This window comes from Streptomyces sp. LHD-70, assembly GCF_031157275.1.
Classification (GTDB): Bacteria; Actinomycetota; Actinomycetes; order Streptomycetales; family Streptomycetaceae; genus Streptomyces.
The window spans coordinates 402,961-425,894 of record NZ_JAVIFW010000003.1 but is presented as its reverse complement, the minus strand read 5'-3'; the positions used below and the strand labels follow the sequence as shown (position 1 = coordinate 425,894).

Annotated in this window: 17 protein-coding genes and 3 pseudogenes; 7 read left to right on the top strand and 13 right to left on the bottom strand. The window is 71.1% G+C overall.

Annotation, left to right across the window (positions count from 1 at the left end; all coding sequences use genetic code 11):
* Window position 1: 1 nt before the first annotated feature.
* The 4 genes and pseudogenes from RCO28_RS09955 to RCO28_RS09940 form a co-directional block, all read right to left on the bottom strand.
* Entirely contained in the window at window positions 2-424 is a 423-nt protein-coding gene (locus tag RCO28_RS09955) for a helix-turn-helix transcriptional regulator (RefSeq protein WP_308940636.1), read from the bottom strand.
* Window positions 425-595: 171 nt separating this feature from the next.
* Window positions 596-1,231 (bottom strand): annotated as a pseudogene (locus RCO28_RS09950) (dioxygenase); the annotation flags it as partial.
* A gap of 164 nt (window positions 1,232-1,395) precedes the next feature.
* Window positions 1,396-1,588 (bottom strand): annotated as a pseudogene (locus RCO28_RS09945) (alpha/beta hydrolase); the annotation flags it as partial.
* Between the two features lie 444 nt (window positions 1,589-2,032).
* Window positions 2,033-2,821 carry a hypothetical protein gene (locus tag RCO28_RS09940; protein ID WP_308940635.1) on the bottom strand — a complete coding sequence of 263 codons (789 nt, stop codon included), beginning with the start codon at window positions 2,819-2,821 and terminating at the stop codon, window positions 2,033-2,035.
* A 308-nt stretch (window positions 2,822-3,129) separates the two neighbouring features.
* On the opposite strand from RCO28_RS09940, the gene RCO28_RS09935 reads away from it, so the two are divergent.
* Window positions 3,130-4,485, top strand: a complete 1,356-nt coding sequence (locus tag RCO28_RS09935; RefSeq protein ID WP_308940634.1) for an LAETG motif-containing sortase-dependent surface protein — start codon at window positions 3,130-3,132, stop codon at window positions 4,483-4,485.
* 163 nt (window positions 4,486-4,648) lie between these two features.
* On the opposite strand, the gene RCO28_RS09930 is transcribed toward RCO28_RS09935, so the two are convergent.
* The gene (locus RCO28_RS09930) at window positions 4,649-5,149 is read right to left on the bottom strand and encodes a MaoC family dehydratase (protein ID WP_308940633.1); all 501 of its coding nucleotides are present in this window, start codon (window positions 5,147-5,149) and stop codon (window positions 4,649-4,651) included.
* Window positions 5,150-5,376: 227 nt separating this feature from the next.
* Between RCO28_RS09930 and RCO28_RS09925 the strand changes: the two genes are divergently transcribed.
* The 3 genes from RCO28_RS09925 (at window position 5,377) to RCO28_RS09915 (ending at window position 8,194) form a co-directional block, all read left to right on the top strand.
* A complete protein-coding gene (locus RCO28_RS09925; RefSeq protein ID WP_308940632.1) occupies window positions 5,377-5,943 on the top strand; it encodes a GNAT family protein in 567 nt (188 codons plus the stop codon).
* A 28-nt stretch (window positions 5,944-5,971) separates the two neighbouring features.
* Window positions 5,972-6,751, top strand: a complete 780-nt coding sequence (locus RCO28_RS09920; RefSeq protein WP_308940631.1) for an alpha/beta hydrolase — start codon at window positions 5,972-5,974, stop codon at window positions 6,749-6,751.
* Window positions 6,752-6,934: 183 nt separating this feature from the next.
* The gene (locus RCO28_RS09915; protein ID WP_308940630.1) at window positions 6,935-8,194 is read left to right on the top strand and encodes an aminotransferase class I/II-fold pyridoxal phosphate-dependent enzyme; all 1,260 of its coding nucleotides are present in this window, start codon (window positions 6,935-6,937) and stop codon (window positions 8,192-8,194) included.
* 93 nt (window positions 8,195-8,287) lie between these two features.
* On the opposite strand, the pseudogene pulA reads toward RCO28_RS09915, so the two are convergent.
* The 6 genes and pseudogenes from pulA to RCO28_RS09885 form a co-directional block, all read right to left on the bottom strand.
* Window positions 8,288-10,873: pseudogene (pulA, locus tag RCO28_RS09910) on the bottom strand (pullulanase-type alpha-1,6-glucosidase); the annotation flags it as partial.
* A gap of 399 nt (window positions 10,874-11,272) precedes the next feature.
* A complete protein-coding gene (locus RCO28_RS09905) occupies window positions 11,273-12,367 on the bottom strand; it encodes a LacI family DNA-binding transcriptional regulator (RefSeq protein ID WP_308940629.1) in 1,095 nt (364 codons plus the stop codon).
* Window positions 12,355-14,088 (bottom strand): alpha-amylase family glycosyl hydrolase, encoded by a 1,734-nt coding sequence (locus tag RCO28_RS09900; protein WP_308940628.1) that lies wholly within the window; start codon window positions 14,086-14,088, stop codon window positions 12,355-12,357. Before RCO28_RS09900 ends, RCO28_RS09905 begins: the two co-directional genes overlap by 13 nt.
* A gap of 68 nt (window positions 14,089-14,156) precedes the next feature.
* A complete protein-coding gene (locus RCO28_RS09895; protein WP_374991129.1) occupies window positions 14,157-15,035 on the bottom strand; it encodes a sugar ABC transporter permease in 879 nt (292 codons plus the stop codon).
* Window positions 15,036-15,040: 5 nt separating this feature from the next.
* On the bottom strand, window positions 15,041-16,066 hold the full coding sequence (locus tag RCO28_RS09890; RefSeq protein WP_308940627.1) for a sugar ABC transporter permease: 1,026 nt from the start codon (window positions 16,064-16,066) through the stop codon (window positions 15,041-15,043).
* Between the two features lie 90 nt (window positions 16,067-16,156).
* On the bottom strand, window positions 16,157-17,431 hold the full coding sequence (locus RCO28_RS09885; RefSeq protein ID WP_308940626.1) for an extracellular solute-binding protein: 1,275 nt from the start codon (window positions 17,429-17,431) through the stop codon (window positions 16,157-16,159).
* A 410-nt stretch (window positions 17,432-17,841) separates the two neighbouring features.
* Here RCO28_RS09885 and RCO28_RS09880 point away from each other — a divergent pair, with 410 nt between their 5' ends.
* Window positions 17,842-18,861, top strand: a complete 1,020-nt coding sequence (locus tag RCO28_RS09880; RefSeq protein WP_308940625.1) for a LacI family DNA-binding transcriptional regulator — start codon at window positions 17,842-17,844, stop codon at window positions 18,859-18,861.
* Between the two features lie 30 nt (window positions 18,862-18,891).
* On the opposite strand, the gene RCO28_RS09875 is transcribed toward RCO28_RS09880, so the two are convergent.
* A complete protein-coding gene (locus tag RCO28_RS09875; RefSeq protein WP_308940624.1) occupies window positions 18,892-19,371 on the bottom strand; it encodes a GNAT family N-acetyltransferase in 480 nt (159 codons plus the stop codon).
* A gap of 148 nt (window positions 19,372-19,519) precedes the next feature.
* A complete protein-coding gene (locus RCO28_RS09870) occupies window positions 19,520-19,696 on the bottom strand; it encodes a hypothetical protein (protein WP_308940623.1) in 177 nt (58 codons plus the stop codon).
* Between the two features lie 183 nt (window positions 19,697-19,879).
* On the opposite strand from RCO28_RS09870, the gene RCO28_RS09865 reads away from it, so the two are divergent.
* Window positions 19,880-20,506 (top strand): TetR/AcrR family transcriptional regulator, encoded by a 627-nt coding sequence (locus tag RCO28_RS09865; protein WP_308940622.1) that lies wholly within the window; start codon window positions 19,880-19,882, stop codon window positions 20,504-20,506.
* A 300-nt stretch (window positions 20,507-20,806) separates the two neighbouring features.
* Complete coding sequence (locus RCO28_RS09860; protein WP_308940621.1) at window positions 20,807-22,801, top strand: alkyl sulfatase dimerization domain-containing protein; 1,995 nt, start codon at window positions 20,807-20,809, stop codon at window positions 22,799-22,801.
* The last annotated feature ends 133 nt before the right edge of the window (window positions 22,802-22,934 follow it).

Genomic DNA, 22,934 nt, shown 5'->3' with positions numbered 1-22,934 from the left:
GCTAGGCGCCGGGCACGGGCTTCGCTTCTCCGTTCCTGACCGGTCGGGTGTAGACCTTCGCGACGCAAGGAGGGACGGCGGCCCCGTCCGCGTGGTCACGGGCCCGGTAGGCGCTGGGGCTCTCGCCCACCAGCTCGGTGAAGCGCGAGCTGAACGAGCCGAGCGACGTACAGCCCACCTCGAAGCACACCTCGGTCACGGACAGGTCGCCGCGCCGCAGCAGGGCCTTGGCGCGCTCGATGCGGCGCGTCATCAGATAGCTGTACGGAGTCTCCCCGTACGCGGCGCGGAAGCTGCGGGAGAAGTGGCCCGGCGACATGAGGGCGACCCGCGCCAGGGCCGCCACGTCCAGTGGCTGTGCGTAGTCGCGGTCCATGACGTCACGGGCTTTGCGGAGCCGTACGAGGTCCTCCAGATTGCTCACCCGTCCAGCTTCGCACAGGCGTCGTGCGGGGGGTTCGGTCACAGATTGTGGCGGCTGGACCGGTCGTGCGGGAGGGGCAGCTCGTGACGGGCGGGCGCGCCTGCGCGTGTGGTGCGCCCGCCCGGACGAGGTCAACCCCCCACAGGGTCAACGCTGTTGGGCGGCGGGCGCCACGTCAAGGACGAAGTCGAAGGTGCCCTGCCGGTCGGTTCCGTTGTCCTGGACGGTCATAAGCAGCGCGGGGTCGAAGAGGGCGTCGGTGTGGTTGCGCGGCTCGTCCGGGAAGTACAGCTGCGTCGTGAGTACGGCCTCGCCCGGGGCCTGCGCCTTCACGTGCAGGTGGCGGGTGCGTCCCGGATAGAGGCCCGGCACGATCGTGGTGAGCGCGAAGGCGCCGGTGGAGTCGGTGAACTGGTGGCCGCGGAAGGCGTATCCGGCGAGGTCGTAGGCGCCGTTGTCGTCCGCCTGCCAGAAGTCGAGGAGCACGCCGGGCAGCGGGGTGCAGGTGCGGCTGAAGACATAGCCGCTGACGGTGAGCGGGATGCCGGGGGTGCCCGGCGGCGCGAGGTCGCTGCGCAGCGGCGAGTTCGGTTTGAAGTACGGCCCTTCCATCTGCTCATGGGTGGGACCGTCGCCGTCGTCGCAGGTCGGGGTGGGTGCGAGCGGGCCGCCGCGGGCGGCGGTGTCGCGGGCGAGCGCGGTGCCGCCGGAGGTGAGCAGGGGCACGGTTCCGGCGACGAGGGCGGCTTTCAGGAGCGCCTTGCGGGTGATGTCGGGGGGCGGCGGGGGAGGCGGGGGCGGTGTCATGTCGGTACCTCGCATTCCTTGGGCGCAGGCCGTGCGGGCGAGCGGTCGGCCGAGGTGGGGTCGTCGAGGTGGGGTCGTCGAGGAACGTACCGGCGCCCACTGCGGCTGCCCAGATGCCGCCTGGCCCCTGCGGGGGCGTTATGCCCGCGCGAGGAGGCCCGGTGTCATGCCCGCGCGAGGAGTGCGCGCAGCGCCCGTACGACCTCCTTCTGGGCCTCCTCGGCCATGAAGTGGCCGCAGGTCACGGTGGTGTGGTCGAGGTTGTCGGCCCACGCTCCCCACAGCGCGGCCGCCTCGTGGCCGAGGGCGGCGCCAGTCCTGCTGGAGGACGGTGACGGGCATGGTGAGGCGGTTGCCGGTCGTCGCCGCGCTGCGCTGGCCGCACCGGGGGCTGCGCACGACCTTGACGCAACCGGCCGACGCGGCCCGTGCCGCGTACCGCGAGGCGGCCCGCACCCTCGAAGGCGCCGGGATGCCCGGCCTCTCCGAGGGGTTGCTGCCGCTGGCCCTGCTCTCCGTGGACGTTCTGCACGGCACGACGGCCACCGTTGACCCCGACGCCGATCAGGGTCCGCACGAGCCCTGGGTCCGGCCGCTGCTCCTCGCCGATCTCGGGCGGATCGACGAGGCCGCACGGGGCTGCGCACGGCGCCCGCACCGCCGCGGGATCTGCTCAACGAGGCGCTGTGGTGTGTGCTGGGCCGGGCGGCGGGTTGCTGACGTTCGGGCCGGTGGAGCGTCAACTTGCCGAGTTGGGCCGGATGTTGGGCTGAGCCCTACCCGGCCCCCCGCTTCCGTCCGTCAGGCCTCTGCGGGGGCCTTGGGCTTCTCGTCGGCGGACTCGGCTGCGGGTGTGGTGGTCGCCGAGGGGGCGGTGGAGGTGGCGGTCGGGGCGGCGGTGGCGGGCGTGCCGAACCAGACCGCGCCCTGCTTCTCCTCGCGCTCGATGGCGCCCTTGCGCAGCAGGCCGTTGAGGGCGTTGCGCACGGACTGGGTGCTGGAGGCGCGCTCGGGGTGCTTCTGCTTCAGCTCGTCGAAGATCTCCCGCACGGTGCGCCGCTCCGGGGAGTGGCCGCCGAGCAGGCCCGCGATGACGTCCTGGAGGGTGGGGCCTCCGGGGGCCTTGGTCGCTGTCTTGCCGCTTGGTGCCTTGGTGGCCGTGTTGCTCGTGGCCGTGTTGCTCGTGGCCGTGTTGGTCGTAGCCGTATCGCTCGTGGCTGCCTTGCTCGTGGCCGTCTTCGGCGTGGTCTTCTTGGCCGGAGTTTTCTTCGTCGCCGAGGCCTTGTTCGTGACGGACGACTTCTTGGCCGTCGTCGGCTTCTTGCCGGAGCTTCGCTGCTGCGGCACCGACTCCCCCGCCGCCTTGGCCTCGTCCGTCACGGATGCGGGGGTTGCCGTCTCGGGCTCGCTCCTGGGTGTGGTCTCGTGGCCGAGCGCGGCGAGCATTCCGCTCAACGCCGTGTGGTCCTCGCGGAGTTGGGCGAGGCGCGCCTCGAGCTCCTTCTGCTCCTGCTCGTTACGGGCCAGTTCCTGAGCGAACTGCGGGGCGTACCGGTCCTGGACCGAGGAAGTGACATTCTCGTCAGACACAACGGCTCCCTTTCATCGAGTTGTTGGAGTCGTGTGCCCGGATGCTACTCACGCGGGTGTGCCCGACGTCCACCGAACGGGATTACCTCACCCTTGCGCGGGGCGGGAGTTGGACCACCAACCCCGCCTATGGCATGAGTCACAGAAGAATCGCCTGCACCGTGCACAACCTTCCCGGTATGCCCGCTTCGCGTGACGCCGAGGGTGCCCGATCCCCTCGTACCGGCGGAAATCGCAGGTGGGAGCGGTCCGAGGGCGCCCTACACTCATCGCACTCCAGCCACTCCGCCCGACCAGGGAGGTCCCCTGTGACGCTGAACCGCGCCCTTGCCACCGCCGTCGTGGCCGCCGTGACCGCGCCCGTCGTCCTCGCGGCCGCCGCACCGGCGTTCGCCCACGGCACCCCCGTGACGCAGGCCGCCGCCCGGCCGAGCGCGTCGGGCGACGAGAACGTGCCCACGTACGAAGACCTCGAGAAGGCAGCCGCGACGGCGAAGACGGCGTACGACGACGCCGTGGTCGCCGAGAGCGAAGGCCGCAAGGAGGTCGAGGCGACGATGAAGGCGCTGGAGTCCGAATCGCACCCGCTCAACAAGGCCTGGCGCGACGCCGAGAAGGTCGCGAAGGACGCCGCCGAGGCGAAGGACGCGGCCGACCAGGACGTGACGGACGCGAAGGCGGCGCTCGAAGCGGCCGGGAGCGAGGCCGAGAAGGCCGAGGCGCAGAAGGCCCTGGACGCGGCGGAGACCGCACAGGCCGAGGCCGTCGAGGCGCTGGAGACGGCACGCGGCAAGGCGAAGGCCGCCCGCACGGAGCTCGATGACGCGCGGGTGGCCGCGACCCGCAAGTACCACCTGGTGAAGAAGGCGCTGAGCGAGGCACGCACGGCCAAGGAGGCCGCCGACAAGGCGCTCGCAGAGGCCCGCGAGTGCGTCCGCGACAACGCGCTGACCTCGGCCGCCGTCGGACTGCCCGCGAAGGTGGTGGCGGGCGAGAGCGTCGGCTTCACGTTCCGCATCACCAACGGCGGCACGCGCACGCTGAGCGTCGACCCCCTGGCGGGTGCGCACCTGAAGGACGCGCGGCTCGACGAGGCGCTGAAGGTGGAGTGGTCGGACGGCTCCGCGTGGCACGCGCTCGACCAGGACGAGGGTGCCGAACACCTGGGCCGTATCGACGAGTTGAAGCCGGGTGCGCGCAGCGAGGTGAAGATGCGGCTCACCGTCGACGCGAAGGCCGTCGGGAAGGGCGCGAAGAACGCCGAGGGCTTCGCGCTGTTCGCCGCCGACGCCTTCGACGCGTACAAGCCGTGTGTGCTCGGTCCGATGAAGCGCTACGACTTCGAGGTGCTGCCCGTCGGCAGCGAGCCCGGCGACGTCGACGACGCGAAGCCCGGCAAGCCCGGCAGCGGTGACGACGAGCGCCCCGGCCCGGGCGGGACCGGCACGGAACAGAACAAGGGCACCTCCGCGCAGGGCGGTGCCGGTGCGTCGGCGAAGTCCGGGGCCGACGGGAAGGCCGGTGGCGAGGCCGGGGGCGACCTCGCTGAGACCGGTGCCTCGTCGGCCACGCTGCCGCTCGCCCTCGCGGGCGCGGGTGCCGTGGCGGTCGGCGCGGGCGCGGTGTTCGTCGTACGGCGCCGTAGGGCGGCTGCGCAGGGCTGACCCCGTAGGTCACGTGCGGTGGAGGGGAAGGGGCCGGTGCTCCTTCCCCTCCACCGTTCCGCTCGCCCCTACGCGGAGAGCACCCAGACCACACCGCGCCGGTGCCGGTCATTCCTGCCTCGGTGCCGCGCAGCACACACACCGGCGGAGTGCGGACTCTGGTTCAGACGGCCGGATCCGGGCGGCGCAGGAACAGGTTCATGGCGGTGAGGGTGAGCACGATCTCGTCGCGCTGGTTGAGGACCTCGATGCGGGTGTGCACGAGTCCGCGGTCCGGCTTGGAGCGGGAGACGCGGGCGTCGAGGATCGTCGTGCGGATGGCCAGGGCGTCGCCGGGCCGCACCGGCCGGACCCAGCGCAGTTCGTCGACGCCCGGGGACGCGAGGCTCGCCGGCCTGCTCACGAAGTGGTCGGCGTACAGGCGCATCATCACAGCCGAGGTGTGCCAGCCGCTCGCGATCAGACCCTTGAACGGGCCGTGCCGGGCGGTCTCCGGGTCGGTGTGGATGCTCTGCGTGTCGAAGCGGCGGGCGAAGTCGAGGATCTCCCCCTCGGTGAGTGCGATGCGGCCGAAGGTGTACGTGGAGCCGGGGACGTAGTCCTCGTAGTAGCGGTCGTCGATGGGCGCGGCGAAGTCTGCGCTCGGCGGGATCGGAGCCGTCATGCGGACCGCCTTCCTGTGGAGTCGGGGCCGGGAGGCATTGTGTCGGACCGGGGACCGCCGTCAGACCCACGCCCGCCGCACCGCGGATCACCGGCTGCTCAGTCCGGCGCCCCACCCCCCCACGACAAGGTGACGTCACAGTGAGACATCAACTTCTCCCACCCCAGCCGGAGTTGGCCCGCACCCCATGAGAAGATCGTCCGTCGGTCGAGACAGGAGGGGTGGCGATGTACGCCAGGTCACTGGGCGATGACGGTGCGACGCTTGGCCCGCTGGAGCCGTGGCAGGCCGAGGAGTTCCTCGCGCACATGGACCGGGGCCGCGAGTTCATCGGCCGGTACAACGAACTCCCGGACGTCGTACGGGACATGGAGTCGAGCCGGGCCTATCTGCGGGCGTACGCGGAGAAGACCGCCACCGACTCCGGCCGGATCTGCGGCATCCGCCTCGCGGACGGCACCCTCGTCGGCGCGGTCATCCTGCGCACGATGGACGTGGCGCAGGGCGTCGCGGAGGCGGGCTGCTGGCTGGAGCCGGCCGCCGCGGGCCGCGGACTCGTGACGCGGGCCGTGCGGCTGCTGATCGACTGGGCGATCGAGGAGCGCGGCATCCACCGCGTCGAGTGGTGGGTCGCCTCGGCCAACGCACCGAGCATCGCCGTGGCCCGGCGCCTGGGAATGACGCGTGACGGCGTCCTCAGGGAGAGCTACCTGTACCGGGGCGAGCGGCACGACATGGAGATCTGGTCGGTGCTCGCGCCGGAGTGGCGGGCGGTCCACGGCCGCGCGGCCTGAGCGCGGGCAGCGGCAGGAAGGGGCAGGAATGCGCAGCGCCGAGGTGACACCCGAGGGCGACCGGATCCGCTGGGTCGAACTGCCGGGACGGGACGGCCTTCCCGCCCGCGTGTACCTGCACGGCCTGGGCGCCACCTCGCCCGCCTACTTCGCGGACGTGGCGACCCGCGCACCGCTCGCCGGGCACCGCTCGCTCCTCCTGGACCTGTTGGGCCACGGCCTCAGCGACCGGCCGGACTCCTTCTCGTACTCCCTGGAGGCGCACGCGGACGCCGTGGCCGGGGCGTTGCGTACGGCCGGTGTGGCGGATGCGCAGGTCGTGGCGCACAGCATGGGCGGCTCGGTTGCCGTGGTGCTCGCGGCCCGGCATCCGGACCTGGTGTCCCGCCTCGTGCTCGTCGACGCCAACCTCGACCCGCTGGAGCCCGAGCACGGCGCGCTCGGCAGCCGGGGCATCGCCGCGTACGGCGAGGAGGAGTTCCTGGCGGGCGGCCTGGAGGAGGTGCGGGAGCAGGCCGGGGAGCACTGGTGGTCCACGATGCGCCTCGCGGGAGGCAGGGCCCTGCACCGCAGCGCAGTCGAGCTGGTCCGCGGTTCCCGTCCCACGATGCGCGAGCTGCTGCTCGGCCTGCGGATCCCGCGTACGTTCCTGTATCCCGAGGCGGACGGGCCGGTGCGGGGAGCGGGGCGGCTGGTCGACGCGGGGGTGGCCGTGGTGGCGGTGCCGGACTGCGGGCACAACGTCATGCTGGACAACCCGGAGGGCTTCGTACGCGCCACGGCGGCCGCACTCGCGCGCGAGGCCTGAACGCGAACCGGGCAAGATCCGAGCCGAGGCAGGATCCGAACCGGGGCAGGATCCGAACCGGCGCAGGATCCGAATCGGGGCAAGACCCCCGAACGTCTCAGCAGGTGAGAAACGCCCTGGTCATGACCGGGTGGGCTGCGGGTATCGTTCGCGCCGCAAGCCGACCCCGGAGGGAAGCAGCACATGTCCACGCTCCCGCAGTCCAGCAGCCCGGCCATCGATCACGAGCAGGCGGCCGCCGATTACGCGGCCCTGCTCGACCGTTCACTCGCGCTGAACCTCACCCGCGGCAAGCCCGACCCGCGCCAGTTGGACCTGGCGGGAGAGTTGCTCTCCTGCGACCTGTCCGACCACAACGCGGCCGACGGCACCGACTGCCGGAACTACGGCGGTCTGAAGGGCCTGCCCGAGCTGCGGGAGATATTCAGCGGACCGCTGCGGGTACCGGCCGACCAGCTGGTCGCGATGGACAACTCCAGCCTGGCCCTGATGCACGACACGATCGTGCACGCGCTGCTGAGCGAGCTGCCGGGAGCGGAGCGGCGCTGGAGCGACGAACCCGACATCGCGTTCCTGTGCCCGGTGCCCGGCTACGACCGCCACTTCGCCCTGTGCGAGCGGTTCGGCATCGAGATGATCCCGGTGCCGATGACGCCCGAGGGCCCCGACATGGACGTGGTGGCCGAGCTGGCCGGGGGCGATCCCCGGATCAAGGGCATCTGGTGCGTGCCGAAGTACAGCAACCCGTCGGGCATCACCTTCAGCGAGGCGACCGTGCGCAGGCTCGCCGAGTTGGAGACGGCCGCGCCGGACTTCCGGATCTTCTGGGACAACGCGTACGCGATGCACCACCTCACCGATGAGGAAGTCGAGGTCGCCGACCTGCTCGCGGCCTGCGCCGACGCGAGCCACCCGGACCGGGCGTTCGTCTTCGGCTCCACCTCGAAGATCACCTTCGCCGGTGCGGGCGTCGCGTTCTTCGGCTCGTCGCCCGCCAACGTCGAGTGGTTCCTGAAGCACGCCGCGAAGCGCACCATCGGCCCCGACAAGCTGAACCAGCTGCGGCACGTCCGCGTGCTCCGCGACACCGACGGCGTACGGGCGCACATGGCCCACCACCGCGAGCTGCTTCGCCCCAAGTTCGACCTGGTCGAGCGCATCCTGCAGCGCGAGCTCGGCGGCACGGACCTGGCGACCTGGTCGCGTCCGCAGGGCGGCTACTTCGTCACCCTCGACGTCCGTGAGGGCCGCGCCCGTGAGGTCGTCCGGCTCGCCGGTGAGGCCGGGGTCGCGCTGACCCCGGCCGGTGCCTCGCACCCGTACGGCCGCGACCCGCAGGACAGCACGATCCGCATCGCGCCCAGCTACCCGGGCCTCGCCGAGCTGGAGGAGGCCATCGTCGCGCTGACGGTGTGCGTCCGGCTGGCCTGCGCGGAGGGCTAGCCGACCGCAGCACGTCCGGCGCCGTGGGCTCGGGCACCGCAGGTCGCCCTGCGGGCTCGTCCTCAAGCGCCGGACGGGCTGGCTTTGGCGGGCTCAGCCTCGGGTGAACACCGCCACCGTCCTTCCCGGCACGGTGAACGTTCCCGAACTCGCCTCGTAGCGCGCCGACTTGACCGTCTCGTCACCGCCGGACGCCTGCACGGGGTGGAGGCCGTACGAGGTTCCCTGTGCGGACTCGACTCGCTGTTGCTGCTCCTGCGGTGTGGCGTTGAGGACCACCACCAGGTCGCCGAGGGTCATGGTGATGACGCCCGGGGTCTCCGCCGCCGTGCCGGACAGCGGGAAGGCCAGCGCCTTCTGCACCTCCTGCGCCGTGGCGAGCTTGAACTCCGGTGCCGTGCTGCGGATCTTCAGCAGGTCCTGGTACGCGGCCGAGGTGCCGTTGATCTCCTCGCACCCCGGAGCTGCACGCGCGAGGAGTGGCCGGGCGTACGGCCACTTGTCCTTGTTGTCGGCGGCGGGCGGCAGTCCGCGCCCGAAGCCGTTGCCGTCGCGGCAGTCCCAGTGCAGGGCGTTGAACCAGTCGCCGCTGTCGTACGAGTTGCGGTCGAGTGACTTGGAGCGCAGCAGGTCCGTGCCTGCCTGGGAGAGCGCCGGGCCCTGCGAGAGTGCGGCGGTGGCCATGGCGAGGACCTGCATCCGGGCACGGTCGGCGGGGCTGGTCGTCGCGGGGAGCTTGAAGGCCAGCGCGTCGTACAGGGTCTCGTTGTCGTGCGCGTCAGCGTAGGCGAGCGCGTCGCCCGGGTCGGCGGCGTAACCGGCGGGGGCGCCGTTGTAGTCGACCTCGGAGCCCTTGACGGTGCGGCCCGAGGAGTCCTTGAAGGTGTAGCCGGCGAGGTTGCCGGTGAGGCCGACCTTGATGAGGTCCTGGTAGTGCAGCAGGCGGGCCTTCTGCTCGGCCGGAGTGCCGTTCGCCTTCGAGGAGTTGGGGTCGGTGAACAGGCCGCTGGCGAAGCCCTGCACGCCGGGGTCCTCGTCGAAGGGGCCGCCGCCGCGCACCGCGTCCCGGGCGCGGTCGGAGAACGTGGCGATGCCCGTGCCCGCCATGTTCTTCTGGGTGGCCTGCTCGAAGCGGGCGTCGTCGGCGATCTCGCCGAAGTTCCAGCCCTCGCCGTAGAGCAGGATCTTCTTGCCGTCGACGCCGTCCTTCTCCGGCGTGAGCGCGTCGAGGGCCTTGCGGACGGCGAGGATGTTGGCCTTCGGGTGGTGCCCCATGAGGTCGAAGCGGAAGCCGTCGACCTTGTACTGCTTCGCCCAGGTCACCAGGGAGTCCACGACGAGTTTGCCCATCATGGCGTTCTCGGGCGCGGTGTTGGCGCAGCAGGTGGAGGTGGCGACGGTGCCGTCCTCCAGGAGCCGCTGGTAGTAGCCGGGCACGATCTTGTCGAGCACCGACTTGTCGGCCTGGCCGCTCGCGACGGTGTGGTTGTAGACGACGTCCATGACGGTGCGCAGACCGGAGCCGTTGAGGGCCTGCACCATCCGCCGGAACTCCACGGTGCGGCGGGTGCCGTCGGGGTCGCTGGCGTACGAGCCCTCGGGGACCGTGTAGTGCAGCGGGTCGTAGCCCCAGTTGTACGCGTCCTTCGGTGCGGCCTTGCTCACGCAGTCCTGCTGGGCCTCGGAGTCGGGCGCGTAGGACCCCAAGTCGCAGTCAGGAGAGGCCTGTTGGTCCTTGCGCTCGGGGATCGTGCCGATGTCGAAGGCGGGCAGGAGGTGCACGTACGAGGTGCCGGAGCGGGCCAGTTCGCGCAGGTGCCGCATGCCGTCGGAGTCCTCGTCCGTGAACGCCAGGTACTCGCCCGGGTGCTCATTGGTGCGGTCCTCGACGGAGAAGTCGCGGATGTGCAGCTCCTGGATCTGCGCCTCGCGGGCCGGTGCGGCGGCGGGTTTGCGCAGGGTGCTCCAGCCCTTCGGGGCGAGCTTCGGGTCGTCGAGGTCCACGGCGAGGCTGCGCCGCGAGTCGGCGGTGAGGGCGGTGGAGTACGGGTCGGTGACCTTGTTGGTGACGACCTTCTGGACGCTGGGCGCCCACACCTGGACGACATAGCGGTAGGACTTGCCCGCCCAGCTCGCGGGCCCCGTCGCTGTCCAGACACCGGAGGTGTGGTCGCGGCGCATGGTCACCGTGCGTCCGCCGATCTCCAGGGAGACCCGCTGCGCGGTGGGCGCCCAGACGGCGAGGGTGGTGCGGCCGGGTGCGAAGCTCGGGCCGAGTGCGGCCCTGGTGGCGCGGTCGCTGTAGAGGTCGTCGAGGACGCCCTGGGTCTGCACGCCGGTCGCGGCGGCGAGGGTGCCGTCGGCGGTGTGCCGGGTCGCGACGAGCTGGCCGGTGAGCGCCTCGCGTACGCGGTCACGGTCGCGCGGGTCGAGGTGGAAGGCCGCATAGCCCTTCAGATGCGGGTACTTGGCGCGCTGCGCGTCCGTGAGGCCGCCCTCGACCGGGGTGAGGCTCAGTCGCTCGGCCTCGCCGTGGAGTGCGCCGTCCTTGACGGTGAGACCGCCGTCGGGCGCGTACCGGAGCGCGTGCACGGCACCCTCCGCGGAGCCCGCGGGCTTCCAGGCGAGGGTGTCGCGGTCGATCCACTGGGCCGCGGACTTCGTCACGTCGAGGGGCGCCGCGGCGACGGCCGCCGCGGGGGCGACGAGCGGTGTGGCGCTCGCGGTGAGGGTGAGGGGCGCGGCCGTGGCGAGCAGGGCGAGGGCCACGGTTGCCGCGGTGCGACGTCGGGGTGAGCCGGTCACGGGATTCTCCTCAAGGGGTGGGTGGCCGCCCGGCATGCGGGGACATGGATGGGCCGGGCGGCCGGTCTGTGGGGCGCGCCTCTACCGACTGAGGCGCGCAGGGTGGGGCGCGCCTCTATCGACCAAGGCGCGCGGAGTGGGGCGCGCCTCGATCGACCGAGGCCGCGCGGACAGGACTTCAACGGTTCGCAAGTTCTTCCGCAAGACATTGCATCGGTGTTACGTTCCCGGGCAGAGACTCCGGTCCGGCCGGCCGAGAGCCCCGCGAGGGGCCTACGCGCCCGGCCGGTCGGGCCGGTCATTCCTGGAGCGGGCCGCGGTGGAACCACGGACGACCAACTCCGGCTGGAACACGAACTCGGTGCGCTGCACCGGGTTTCCGTCGATCTCCTCGAGCAGCGCCCCGACCGCTGCCGTCGCCATCGCCTGCACCGGCTGGCGCACGGTGGTCAGCGGCGGGTCGGTGAACGGGATCAGCGGCGAGTCGTCGAAGCCCACCACCGACACGTCCCCCGGCACCGACAGGCCGCGCTCGCGCACCGCGCGGACCGCGCCGAGCGCCATCATGTCGCTGCCGCACACCATCGCCGTACAGCCGCGGTCGAGCAGCGCGGCCGCTGCCGCCTGGCCGCCCTCGACGGTGAACAGGGTCCGCTCCACGAGGAGTTCGGCCTCCTCGGGTTCGAGGCCGAGCAGTTCGCCCTGGGCCGCCGCGAAGCCCTCCGCCTTGCGCCGCGAGGGCACATAGCGCGTCGGGCCGACCGCGAGGCCGATGCGCTCATGGCCCAGGTCGACGAGGTGCCGTACCGCCATCCGTACCGCCGAGCGGTCGTCGGAGGAGACGCAGGAGACCGGGATCTGCTCGTTGAAGCCGTTGATGAGGACGAACGGCGTGCCGCGCTGCACCAGTTCGCGGTAGCGCGTCGGGTCCGCGGACGTGTCGGCGTGCAGGCCCGACATGAACACGATGCCGCTGACACCCCGCGCCTCCAGATGGCCGACCAGCTCGTCCTCGGTGGCACCGCCCGGCATCTGCGTGCAGAGCATCGGCGTGTAGCCGTGCCCGGCCAGGACCTGCTCGATGACCTGCGCGAACGCCGGGAAGATCGGGTTGGTCAACTCGGGGATCACCAGGCCGACCAGACCCGCGCTGCGCCGCTTCAGGCGTACGGGACGCTCGTAGCCGAGAACGTCGAGGGCGGCGAGGACCCGGTGCCGGGTGGCGGCCGCGACCCCCGCGCGGCCGTTGAGCACCCGGCTCGCCGTGGCCTCGCTGACGCCCGCCTGCACGGCGATGTCGGCGAGGCGCGGCGCCGTTCGCGACGCCCTCGCCTCTTCCCTCACGCCCGGCAGGGTCACACCGCCCACCAGATGGTGGTGTCGCCGGGCAGGATCGTCTCTCCGCCTTCCGTGTCCGCCAACTCCGCGCTTGCGAGCAGGAGTTGACCGGGCGCGGGCAGCCGTACGGCCTGGGCGGTGGTGTTGACCGTGCACACGAAGCCGGGCCGGGCGAACGCGAGGACGCCCTCGGGCGCGTCCAGCCACTCGACCGACTCGCCGGCGCCGAGCCCGGGCCGCGCACGCCGCACGGCGAGCGCGCTGCGGTACAGCTCCAGGGTGGAGTCCGGGTCGCCGGTCTGCGCCTCGACGCTCAACTCGCCCCAGCCGTCCGGCTGCGGCAGCCAGCTGCCCCCGGCCCCGAAGCCGTACGAGGAGCCCTCGACGGTCCACGGGATCGGCACCCGGCAGCCGTCGCGGAAGCCGTCCTGACCGTCGGCGCGGTGGAACGACGGGTCCTGGCGCACCTCGTCGGGCAGGTCCGTGACGTCGGGCAGGCCGAGCTCCTCGCCCTGGTACAGGTAGGCGGAGCCGGGCAGGGCCAGCATCAGGAGGGTGGCGGCGCGGGCCCGGCGCAGGCCGAGTGCCCGGTCGCCGGGGGTGCGCAGCTGGGTGCCGCCGCCGGGCGGGTTCGCGAGGCGGGTGGCGTGCCGGGTCACGTCGTGGTTGGAGAGCACCCAGGTCGTGGGGGCGCCGACGGGACGCATCGCGGCCAGCGAGCTGTCGATGACGGCCCGCAGCTCGGCCGCGTCCCAAGAGGTGCCCAGATACTGGAAGTTGAAGGCCTGGTGCATCTCGTCGGGGCGGACGTAATTCGCGGTGCGTTCCACGGTGGGCGTCCACGCCTCGGCGACGAGGACCTTGTCCCCCGCGTACTCGGCGAGGACGGTGCGCCAGCTGCGGTAGATCTCGTGCACGCCGTCCTGGTCGAAGAACGGCATACGGTCGTTGCCGAGCAGCTTGAGCTGGTCGCCGCGGCCGATGTCGGGGAGCCCCTCCGCCTTGACCAGTCCGTGGGCGACGTCGACGCGGAATCCGTCGACTCCCATGTCGAGCCAGAACCGCAGGATGGAGCGGAACTCGTCGCGTACGGCGGGGTGTTCCCAGTTGAAGTCGGGCTGCTCGGGCGCGAAGAGGTGCAGGTACCACTCCCCGTCGGCGACGCGGGTCCAGGCGGGGCCGCCGAAGATGGACTCCCAGTCGTTGGGCGGGAGTTCGCCGCTCGCGCCCTTGCCGGGGCGGAAGTGGTAGCGCTCGCGCAGCGGCGATCCGGGGCCCTCGGCAAGGGCGCGCTTGAACCACTCGTGCCGGTCGGAGGAGTGGTTGGGCACCAGGTCGACGATCACGCGCAGACCGAGCGCGTGGGCGTCGCGGAGCAGGGCGTCGGCGTCGAGGAGGTCGCCGAACATCGGGTCGATGGTGCGGTAGTCGGCCACGTCGTAGCCGCCGTCGGCCTGCGGGGACGCGTAGAACGGGCTGAGCCAGACGGCGTCCACGCCGAGGTCGCGCAGGTGCGGCAGGCGGTCGCGTACGCCGCGCAGGTCGCCCATGCCGTCGCCGTTGCCGTCGGCGAAGCTGCGCGGATAGACCTGGTAGATGACCGCGTGGCGCCACCAGTCGGAGGATTGCCCGGCGCTGAGGGCGGCCTCGGTGGTCGCGGCTTCGGTGGCGGCGGGTTCCGTGGCGGCGGGTTCCGTGGCGGCGGGTTCCGTGGCGGCTGTGGCGGCAGGGGCAGCGAGATGCTGGGTCATGTCTTCCCTGGGTTCGTGTGAGGTGGGGGGTGCGTCGCGTCGTGAGGGTCGGCGTCGTGAGGGTCGGCTCAGGACTTCGTCGCGCCCGCCGTGAGTCCGGAGACGAGGTGCCGCTGGGCGAATCCGAAGATCAGCGCCGCGGGCACGGCCACGATCACGGCCGCCGCCGTCAGCGAACCCCAGTCGCTGGTGTACTGGTTGACGAAGGTCTGCAGACCGCCCGCCAGCGTCAGGTTCTCCTCGCCCGTCATGAACGCGGAGGCGTACGCGACCTCGGCCCAGCCGGTGATGAAGCTGTAGAACCCGGTGACGGCGAGGCCCGGCTTGGCGAGCGGCACGATCAGCCGCCAGAACGTGCCGAAGGGGTTGAGCCCGTCCACCCGGCCGGCCTCGTCGATCTCCACGGGGATCGAGTCGAAGTAGCCCTTCATCATCCAGGCGCAGAACGGCACCGCGATCGTCAGATACGTGATGACGAGGCCCACCGGCTGGTTGAGCAGGCCGAGGCTCGCGAGCAGGTTGTAGAGCGGCACGATCAGCACGGCCACGGGGAACATCTGCGTGATGAGCAGCAGCCACATCAAGGGCCGCATGCCGGGGAACTTGAAGCGCGACACGGCGTATCCGGTGGTCGCGGAGATGAACACGCCGATGACGGTGGTCAGTCCGACGACGAGCAGGGAGTTGCCGAGCCAGCTGAGGAAGTACGTGTCGTTCAGGACGTGGTCGTAGTTGCCGAGGGTGAAGTCCTTCACAAGGGCAGTGGAGAAGGCCTCGCTCTTCGGCTTGAACGACGTCACGAGCAGCCACAGGGGCGGCAGCACGGCGACGGCCGAGGCGATCAGGAGCGTCACGTGCAGGACGACGGAGGCCAGCGGCCCGCGCTCGCCGCGCGGCCTGAACTTCCGTACGGGAGCGGCAAGTTCGGTCTTGGCAGTCGTAGTCACCGGGGTCACCACACCTCTCCCTGCTTGCGGAGCGCGCGGCGGTAGATCACCGCGAAGAACGACAGGAGCAGCAGGATGAGCACGCCCCAGGCGGCGGATCCCGAGAAGTCCCGTGGGCTGACGACGAAGGAGAGGCGATAGGCGTACGTCACGAGGATCTCGGTGGCGTCGCCGGGACCGCCCCTGGTCAGCAGGAAGATCACCGGGAACATGTTGAACGTCCAGATGGCGCTGATGAGGACCACGGTGCTGCTGACGGTGCGCAGTCCCGGCAGGGTGATGTGCCGGAACCGCTGCCAGGCGTTGGCGCCGTCCATCTCGGCGGCCTCGTACAGCTCGCTGGGGATGGACTGCAGTCCGCCGAGCATGGCGACGAGCATGAAGGGCACGCCGAGCCAGACGTTGACGGTGATGACGGAGAGCTTGGCCCAGGTGGGGTCGTTGAGCCACGGGATGGCGTCGATGCCGCCGCCCGCGAGGAGCTGGTTGAGGATGCCGTTCTTCTCGTTGAAGAGCAGCCGCCAGGTGAAGACGGACACGAACGCCGGAACCGCCCAGGGCAGGATCAGCGCCATCCGGTAGAAGGAACGGCCCGCCAGCCTGCGGTTGAGCATGGTGGCGAGGGCGAGGCCGAGCGCGAAGGACAGGGCGACACAGGACACCGTCCACACCACGGTCCAGCCGAGCCGGTCCCAGAAGACCCCGTCGCTGAGGATCGCCGTGTAGTTGTCGAGGCCGACGGACTCGTACGTGGCGGGGATGTGGTTGACGCCGATGTGCCGTTCGACGTTGGCCTCGTTGGCGTTCGTCGTCGACAGGTAGATGCCGCGGACCAGCGGGTATCCGACGATCACGCTGATGACGAGCACGACGGGGGCGACCATGCACCACGCGTACCAGTGGGTGGTCAGCGAGCGGCGCAGCCGGCCGGGGTGCTTCCCGCCGGGGTTCTTGCCGTCGTGGTGGCCGCGGCCGCGGACGCCCTTCGCGTCCGCGGCCCGCACCACAGGCCGGCCGGTGTCGACAGCCATGGGGCGTTCAGCCCTCCTGTTCTTCACGATCCCGTTCTTCACGATCCCGTTCTTCACGTTCCCGGTTCACGTTTCTTGGGGGGCGACGGGCTACTTGTAGTCCTTGAGGAGCTTGCGGTACGCGTCGCCGACGCCCTTGGCGCCTTCGGCGGGCGAGGCCTTGCCGCTGAGCACCTTCTCCAGCTGGAGGCGGATCGGCTCGAACAGGGCGTTGCTCTCGGGGATCCACGGCCGCTCGACGGACTTCTCGACGGCGGGCTTGAAGAACTGCACCATCTGGTTGTCCTTGACGGACTGCTGCTCGTAGACGGAGGTGCGGGTGGGCAGCAGGCTGAGCTTCTCGGTGGTCTGCTGCTGGACCTTCGCGGAGCTCATGTACTTGATGAACTCGTAGGAGGCGTCGAGGTTCTTCGACCCGGCGTACGCGGCGAGGTTCCAGCCGCCCTGCGGGGAGCCCTGGCCGCCGGAGGTGCCGGCGGGCACGGGGGCGACACCGAGGTTGCCCTTGTCCGACTTGAACTCCTTGCCCTGCAGGGCGCCTTCGATGGACCAGGGGCCGTCGAGGGCCATGGCGACGTCGCCGTCCTTGAAGGCGTTGAGCTGGTTGTTGTAGCCGTCACTCGCGTCCGTCACGGCGGCCTTGGAGTCGACGAGGTCCTTCATCACGGAGAACGCCTTGGCGCCCTCGGAGCCGTCGACGGTGACCTTCTTGCTCTTGACGTCGAGCAGGTCGCCGCCCTCGCCGTAGAGGTACGGGAGGTAGTAGTACGGGTCGTCGCCGCGCAGGTAGAGGGCGGTCTTGCCGGTCTTCGCCTTGATCTTCTTCGCGGACGACTTGATGTCGTCGACCGAGCTGGGCACGCCCACGCCGGCCTTCTTGAGGAGCTTCTTGTTGTAGAAGAGGGCGAGCGTGTCGATGGTCTGCGGCGCCGCGTAGGTCTTGCCCTGGTACTTGGTGCTGGCCGCGGCCTGCTTCAGGTAGTCGGTCTCGTCGTCGAGCGCGGCGGTGTCGTCGAGCGGCGCGAGGTAGCCGAGCGAGGCGAAGTCCTGGGTCCAGGCGACCTCGGTGCGCATCACGTCGGGGGCGCCGGAGTTGCCGCCCGCGGCGTTCTTGAACTTGGCGTTGGCCTCGCCGAACGGCACGTTGACGTAGCGCACCTTCACGCCGGGGTGCAGCTGCTCGAAGCCCTTGGCGAGCTTCTCGTACGTGGCCTTCTCGGCGTCGTTCGAGGTGTCCCAGAAGGTGACGGTGCCGGAGAGCTTGCCGCCCTTGCTGCCGCTCTGGGTGGTGTCCTCGCCGCCGCAGGCCGTCGCCGTCAGGGCCAGGGCCGAGATGAGGCCGGTCGCCGCTATGCCACGCCGCATGTGAACTCCTTCAACTGATCCCGGAACAGGGGGAGATCGCCCCGAAACCGGGCATCTCCTGCGGGCCGCTCTCGACGCGGCGCCGGGTTGCCAGGAACGTAACAGCGATGAAAAGCAGCCGAAAGAGATTGCGAGAAATTTCTGCAAGGAACGGCGATCGTTACATCCGCGTGTCCTGGGTGCGGCCGACCAGAGCGATGAAGGAGGCCTCACGCCCCCTCGTACACCGTCAAGCACCTCCGTAAAACCCAGAAGAACTGGAAGATTTGGCCGATCCCGGACGGCGACTACCGGCCGAGGAACCCTCCGCGATCCGGCCACCACCGCGCTGCAAGACGCTTGCAAGAACCTGCTGGAAAGAGCGTGCAAGAGCGGTGGGCAAGCCGACGGATGGCAGGTACAGTCCGCCCATGACCGCACGGCTCGTCGACATCGCAGCCCAGGCGGGGGTCAGTGAGGCCACCGTCAGCCGGGTCCTCAACGGCAAACCCGGCGTCGCCGTGAGCACCCGCGAATCCGTCCTCGCCGCCCTCGACGTCCTGGGCTACGAACGCCCGGTGCGGCTGCGACGCCGCAGCGAGGGCCTCGTCGGACTGATCACCCCGGAGCTGGACAACCCGATCTTCCCGGCGTTCGCCCAGGTCATCGCCCAGGACCTGACCCGCCAGGGGTACACGCCCGTGCTCGCCACCCAGACGCCCGGCGGCTCCACCGAGGACGAGCTGACCGAGATGCTCGTGGACCGCGGCGTCCACGGCATCATCTTCGTCTCCGGCCTGCACGCCGACACCGCCGCGGACCCCGCCCGCTACGAGGTGCTGCGCGGCAAGGGCGTCCCGTTCGTCCTGGTCAACGGCTACGCACCGGACGTCACGGCCCCCTTCGTCTCCACCGACGACCGCACCGCCGCCCACCTCGCCGTCACCCACCTCGCGACGCTCGGCCACACCCGGATCGGGCTTGCCGTGGGCCCCCGGCGGTTCGTGCCCGTGATCCGCAAGATCGAAGGCTTCCGCAGCGCCTCGCACGAACACCTCGGCCTGCCGGAGAAGGACACGGCGGAGCTGATCCAGCACTCCCTCTTCACCCTGGAGGGCGGTCAGGCCGCGGCCGCCACCCTGCTCGCCCGCGGCTGCACCGGCATCGTCTGCGCCAGCGACCTGATGGCCCTCGGCGCGATCCGCGCGGCCCGCGACCTGGGCCTGAACGTCCCGGGCGACATCTCCGTGGTCGGCTTCGACGACTCCCCGCTGATCGCCTTCACCGACCCGCCCCTCACCACGGTCCGCCAGCCCGTCCACGCCATGGGCCAGGCCGCCGTCCGCGCCCTGCTCGAAGAACTCGCGGGCACCCCGGCACCGCCCGGCGAGTTCCTGTTCCTGCCGGAGCTGGTGGTACGGGGGTCCACGGGGGCGGGACCGAAGCGGTAGCGGCGGCGACCGCGCGCTCAGTCAGGTGAGTCACCCGCTGGCCGGCCGGTACTCCATCTCGTACTCGTCCCCCACCACGGCGACCCGAACGAACCCCGCCTTGCGGTAGAACGCCTCCGCCCGGCCGTTCTCCCGGTTCACCATCAGCCGGACCCGCTCCACGCCCGCCTCCGCCCGTGCCCAGTCCACGGCGGCCCGGAACAACCCGCGCGTAATGTCGCCGCCCCGGTGCTCCGGTCGCACGAAGACCGCGACGAGGTGGGCCTGGCGGCGCTCGATCCGGCGGCCGGTGACATCGAGGCTGCCGGGCTCCTCCACGAGCACGGTCACGGTCCCCACCCACACGCCCGTGGGCCCCTCGGCGATGAACTGCCGGTGCGGCCCGCCCTGGGCACCCTTCGCCGTACGGTCCTTCCAAAACTGCTCGGGCCAGGTGCTCGCCACGTCGTACGTCTCGCTGAAGGCGAGGGGGCGTCTCCCCGATCTTTGCGGATCAGACCGCGGCGTCATGGGGGTCCCCCCTGCTCGAGCGAAGCCGAGAGCTTGGGGGAGCGTGCTCTCGGCGTGCCGGGCGAAGGTCCTCGATTGGGGCCTCCCCTGCTCTGGGGGCACCTCCCGGCCGGAGGCTGGGGGAGGAGCCGAGAGCTTGGGGAAGGAGCTACTTGGGCCTTTGCCCGGTGCGGCGAGAGTGCGTGCCAGGCGTCGCGGGCCCGCAAAGATCGGGGAGACGGCCCCTGAGGGGCGCGGCGGGGTCGCGGAGTGCGGCCAGGCGCAGCGCCTTCGCCTCGGGCCACTCGTCGGGGCGGATCTGGCGGATCACGGGGTCGGCGGTCATGGGTCCATGGTTCGGCGGTCACCGTCGCGGCGGCAACCCCATTTGCGTACGGCCGAGGCGTGGGCGTGGCTCGGCGGTCGCCGTCACGGGGCAACTCCCTTGCGTACGGCCAAGGCGGGCCCGGCCACGTAAGCACGCACCGCCCTTGGCCCGCCCCTCCCCCGGAGTGCGAGGATGGGCCCCGTGACCAGACGTGCCGCCGACGGGGAGACGACGGGCCGGCGTTGGCGGCGTGATCCGGAGTGGACACGGGCGACGCTGGTCGACACGATGCTGGAACTCACCGCCGAGGACGGCCGCGAGCCGACCCGCAAGGCCATCGCGGAACGCGCGGGCGTCTCCGAACGCACCGTCTTCGTACACTTCGCCGACCGCGAGGCGCTCTACGTCAGCGCCGCCGAGCGTCAGGCCGAGCGCTGGCAGTGCCTGTCGAAGCCGGTACCGCCCGAGTGGCCGACCGACCGCAAGGTGCGGGTGCTGCTCGATCAACGCGGCCGGATGTACGAGCTGATGACCCCGATCCGCAAGGTCGGCCTCGGACTCGAACCCGACTCGCCCGGCCTGCGCCGGGTCATGGCCGACGGCGACGCCTGGCTGCGCGCCGACCTCGCGGCCACCTTCGCCCCGGAACTCCGGCACGCCCCGGGCGCCCGCAGGGCCGGGGGCCTCCTGGACGCGCTGGAGGCCTCCTCCTCCTGGGCGGCCTGGGACCACCTGCGGACCCGGCGCGGCCTGGACCCGGCCCCGACGCGCGCGGCGATCCGCCGCACCTTGAGCGCGCTCCTTGCCGACGTGACCCTGGGGCGATAGGGGACCCGCCCTGGTCCTAGCCCGGGTCCTGATCCTGGCCCGGGTCCTGATCCTGGCCCGGGTCCTGATCCTGGTCCGGGTCCGGGTCCGGGTCCGGGTCCTGCGGCACGTCCGACGCGCGGGAAAAGCTCCACCCCTTATTTCATTACGCCTGCAACAAGCCGCCTGCCAAACCCTTGACTCCTATTGCAGCAGCAATGCAATAGTGGCCGGACGTGGAGCCCCGATCCCGCCCCCACGACGCGGCGGCTCCGCTGTGCCCTGCGCGTCCAACACCCTCATCCCGAAGGCGACTTCACGATGACTCCGATGAATCGGCGCGGCTTCGTCGCCGCCACGGCGGGCGCCGCTGCCGCCGCCGTCTCGCTCAACCCGCTCACGACGGGGACCGCCTTCGCGGCGGACGGTCCCGCCGACGCGGGCGAAACCCCCACGCATACGGAAGCACTGCCGTACGACGACCGGGGTGACTTCGACGACGCCGACAAAGGGTTCATCTCCGCGTTCACCGGCGGGCCGATCAAGACGAAGGACGGTCGCGTCGCCTGGGACCCGGGCGCGTACGACTTCCTGCGGGGGCCGAAGGGGGGCAAAGGAGCGGGCGACGGCAGCAGCAGCCCCGAAAGCGCCGATCCCAGTCTGTGGCGGCAGGCCCAACTCCTCGCCAAACAGGGCCTGTACCGGGTCACGGACCGCATCTACCAGATCCGCGGGCTCGACCTGTCGAACATGACGATCGTCGAGGGCGACACCGGCATCCTCGTCATCGACCCGCTGATCTCCGCCGAGACCGCGGCCGCGGCGCTCGCCCTGTACCGCGAGCACCGGGGCGACCGCGCGGTCCGGGCGATGATCTACACCCACCCGCACGTCGACCACTTCGGCGGCTGCCGAGGAATCCTCCCTGAAGGTGCAGGGGGTGCCGATGGTTCCGGGGACATCCCGATCGTGGCGCCGCAGGGCTTCATGGAACACGCGGTCACCGAGAACATCTACGCGGGCCCGGCCATGTCACGCCGTGCGGGCTACATGTACGGGGCGAAACTTCCCACCGGTGCGAAGGCCCAGATCGGCTGCGGGCTCGGCCTCACCGTCTCCCTCGGCACGGTCGGCCTGATCGCACCCACCCGGCACGTCGAGGCCACCGGCGACGAACTCACCCTGGACGGCGTCCGTATCGAGTTCCAGATGACGCCGGGCACCGAGGCGCACGCGGAGATGAACTTCCTGTTCCCCGAGCTGCGCGCGGTCTGCATGGCCGAGAACGCCACCCACACCATGCACAACATCCTCACCCTGCGCGGCGCCCAGGTCCGCGACGCCCACGCCTGGGCGGGCTACCTCACCGAGTCCATCGGCCTGTACGAGGGCAGGGCCGACGTCGCTTTCGCCTCGCACCACTGGCCCACCTGGGGCAACGACGCGATCGTGGGGCTTCTGACGCAGCAGCGGGACCTGTACGGGTACCTGCACGACCAGACCGTACGGCTGATCAACAAGGGCCTCACCGGCACCGAGATCGCCGAGACCTTCCAACTCCCGCCGCAGATCGGCGAGGTGTGGGCCAACCGCGGCTACTACGGCTCGCTCAGCCACAACGTGAAGGCGGTCTACCAGCGCTACATGGGCTGGTTCGACGGCAACCCCGCGCATCTCTGGGAGCACCCTCCGGTGGAGGAGGCGCGGCGCTGGGTGGAGTGCCTCGGCGGGCAGTCGGCGGTACGGGCACGCGCGCGTGCGTACGAGCGGCGCGGCGACCTGCGGTTCGCGGTCACGCTGCTCAACCACGCCGTGTTCAACGACCCCGACGACACCAAGGCCAAGCGGCAGCTCGCCGCGCTCTACACCCGCCTCGGCCACGACAGCGAGAACGCGGTGTGGCGCAACTTCTTCCTCACCGGCGCCCAGGAACTCACCGAGGGCGTCACGCCGGGCGAGAGCTCCACGGTGGGCCCGGACATGTATCTCGCCCTCACCGTAGGCCAGTTGATCGACAGCATCGCGGTCCGCGTCGACGGCCCCAAGGCATGGGACGTACGACTGGCCGTCGACTGGCACATCGGCGACGGCTACTGGCATCTTCGCCTCGCCCACGGCCTCCTCACCTGGACCGAGGACGAGGACGCCGCCCCGGACGCGGGCCTGACGATGACCATGACGAAGCCTCAACTCCTCGCACTGCTCGCGGGGAAGGGCACGGAGGGCATCACGATGAAGGGCGACCGCTCACTGCTCACCGCGCTCCTCTCCGTCCTGGACAAGCCGGACAAGAACTTCGCGATCGTCACGCCGTGAGTCCTGGTCCTGGTCCTGTTCCGTGCACGGAGAGGTGACTGCGGATCTTGGTCCGTCCGCGTGCACCGACGGCCCGGGTCGGGCCCGTTGTCAGTGGTGCACGCAAGACTGGGAGGTCCGACGCTCAGAGGAG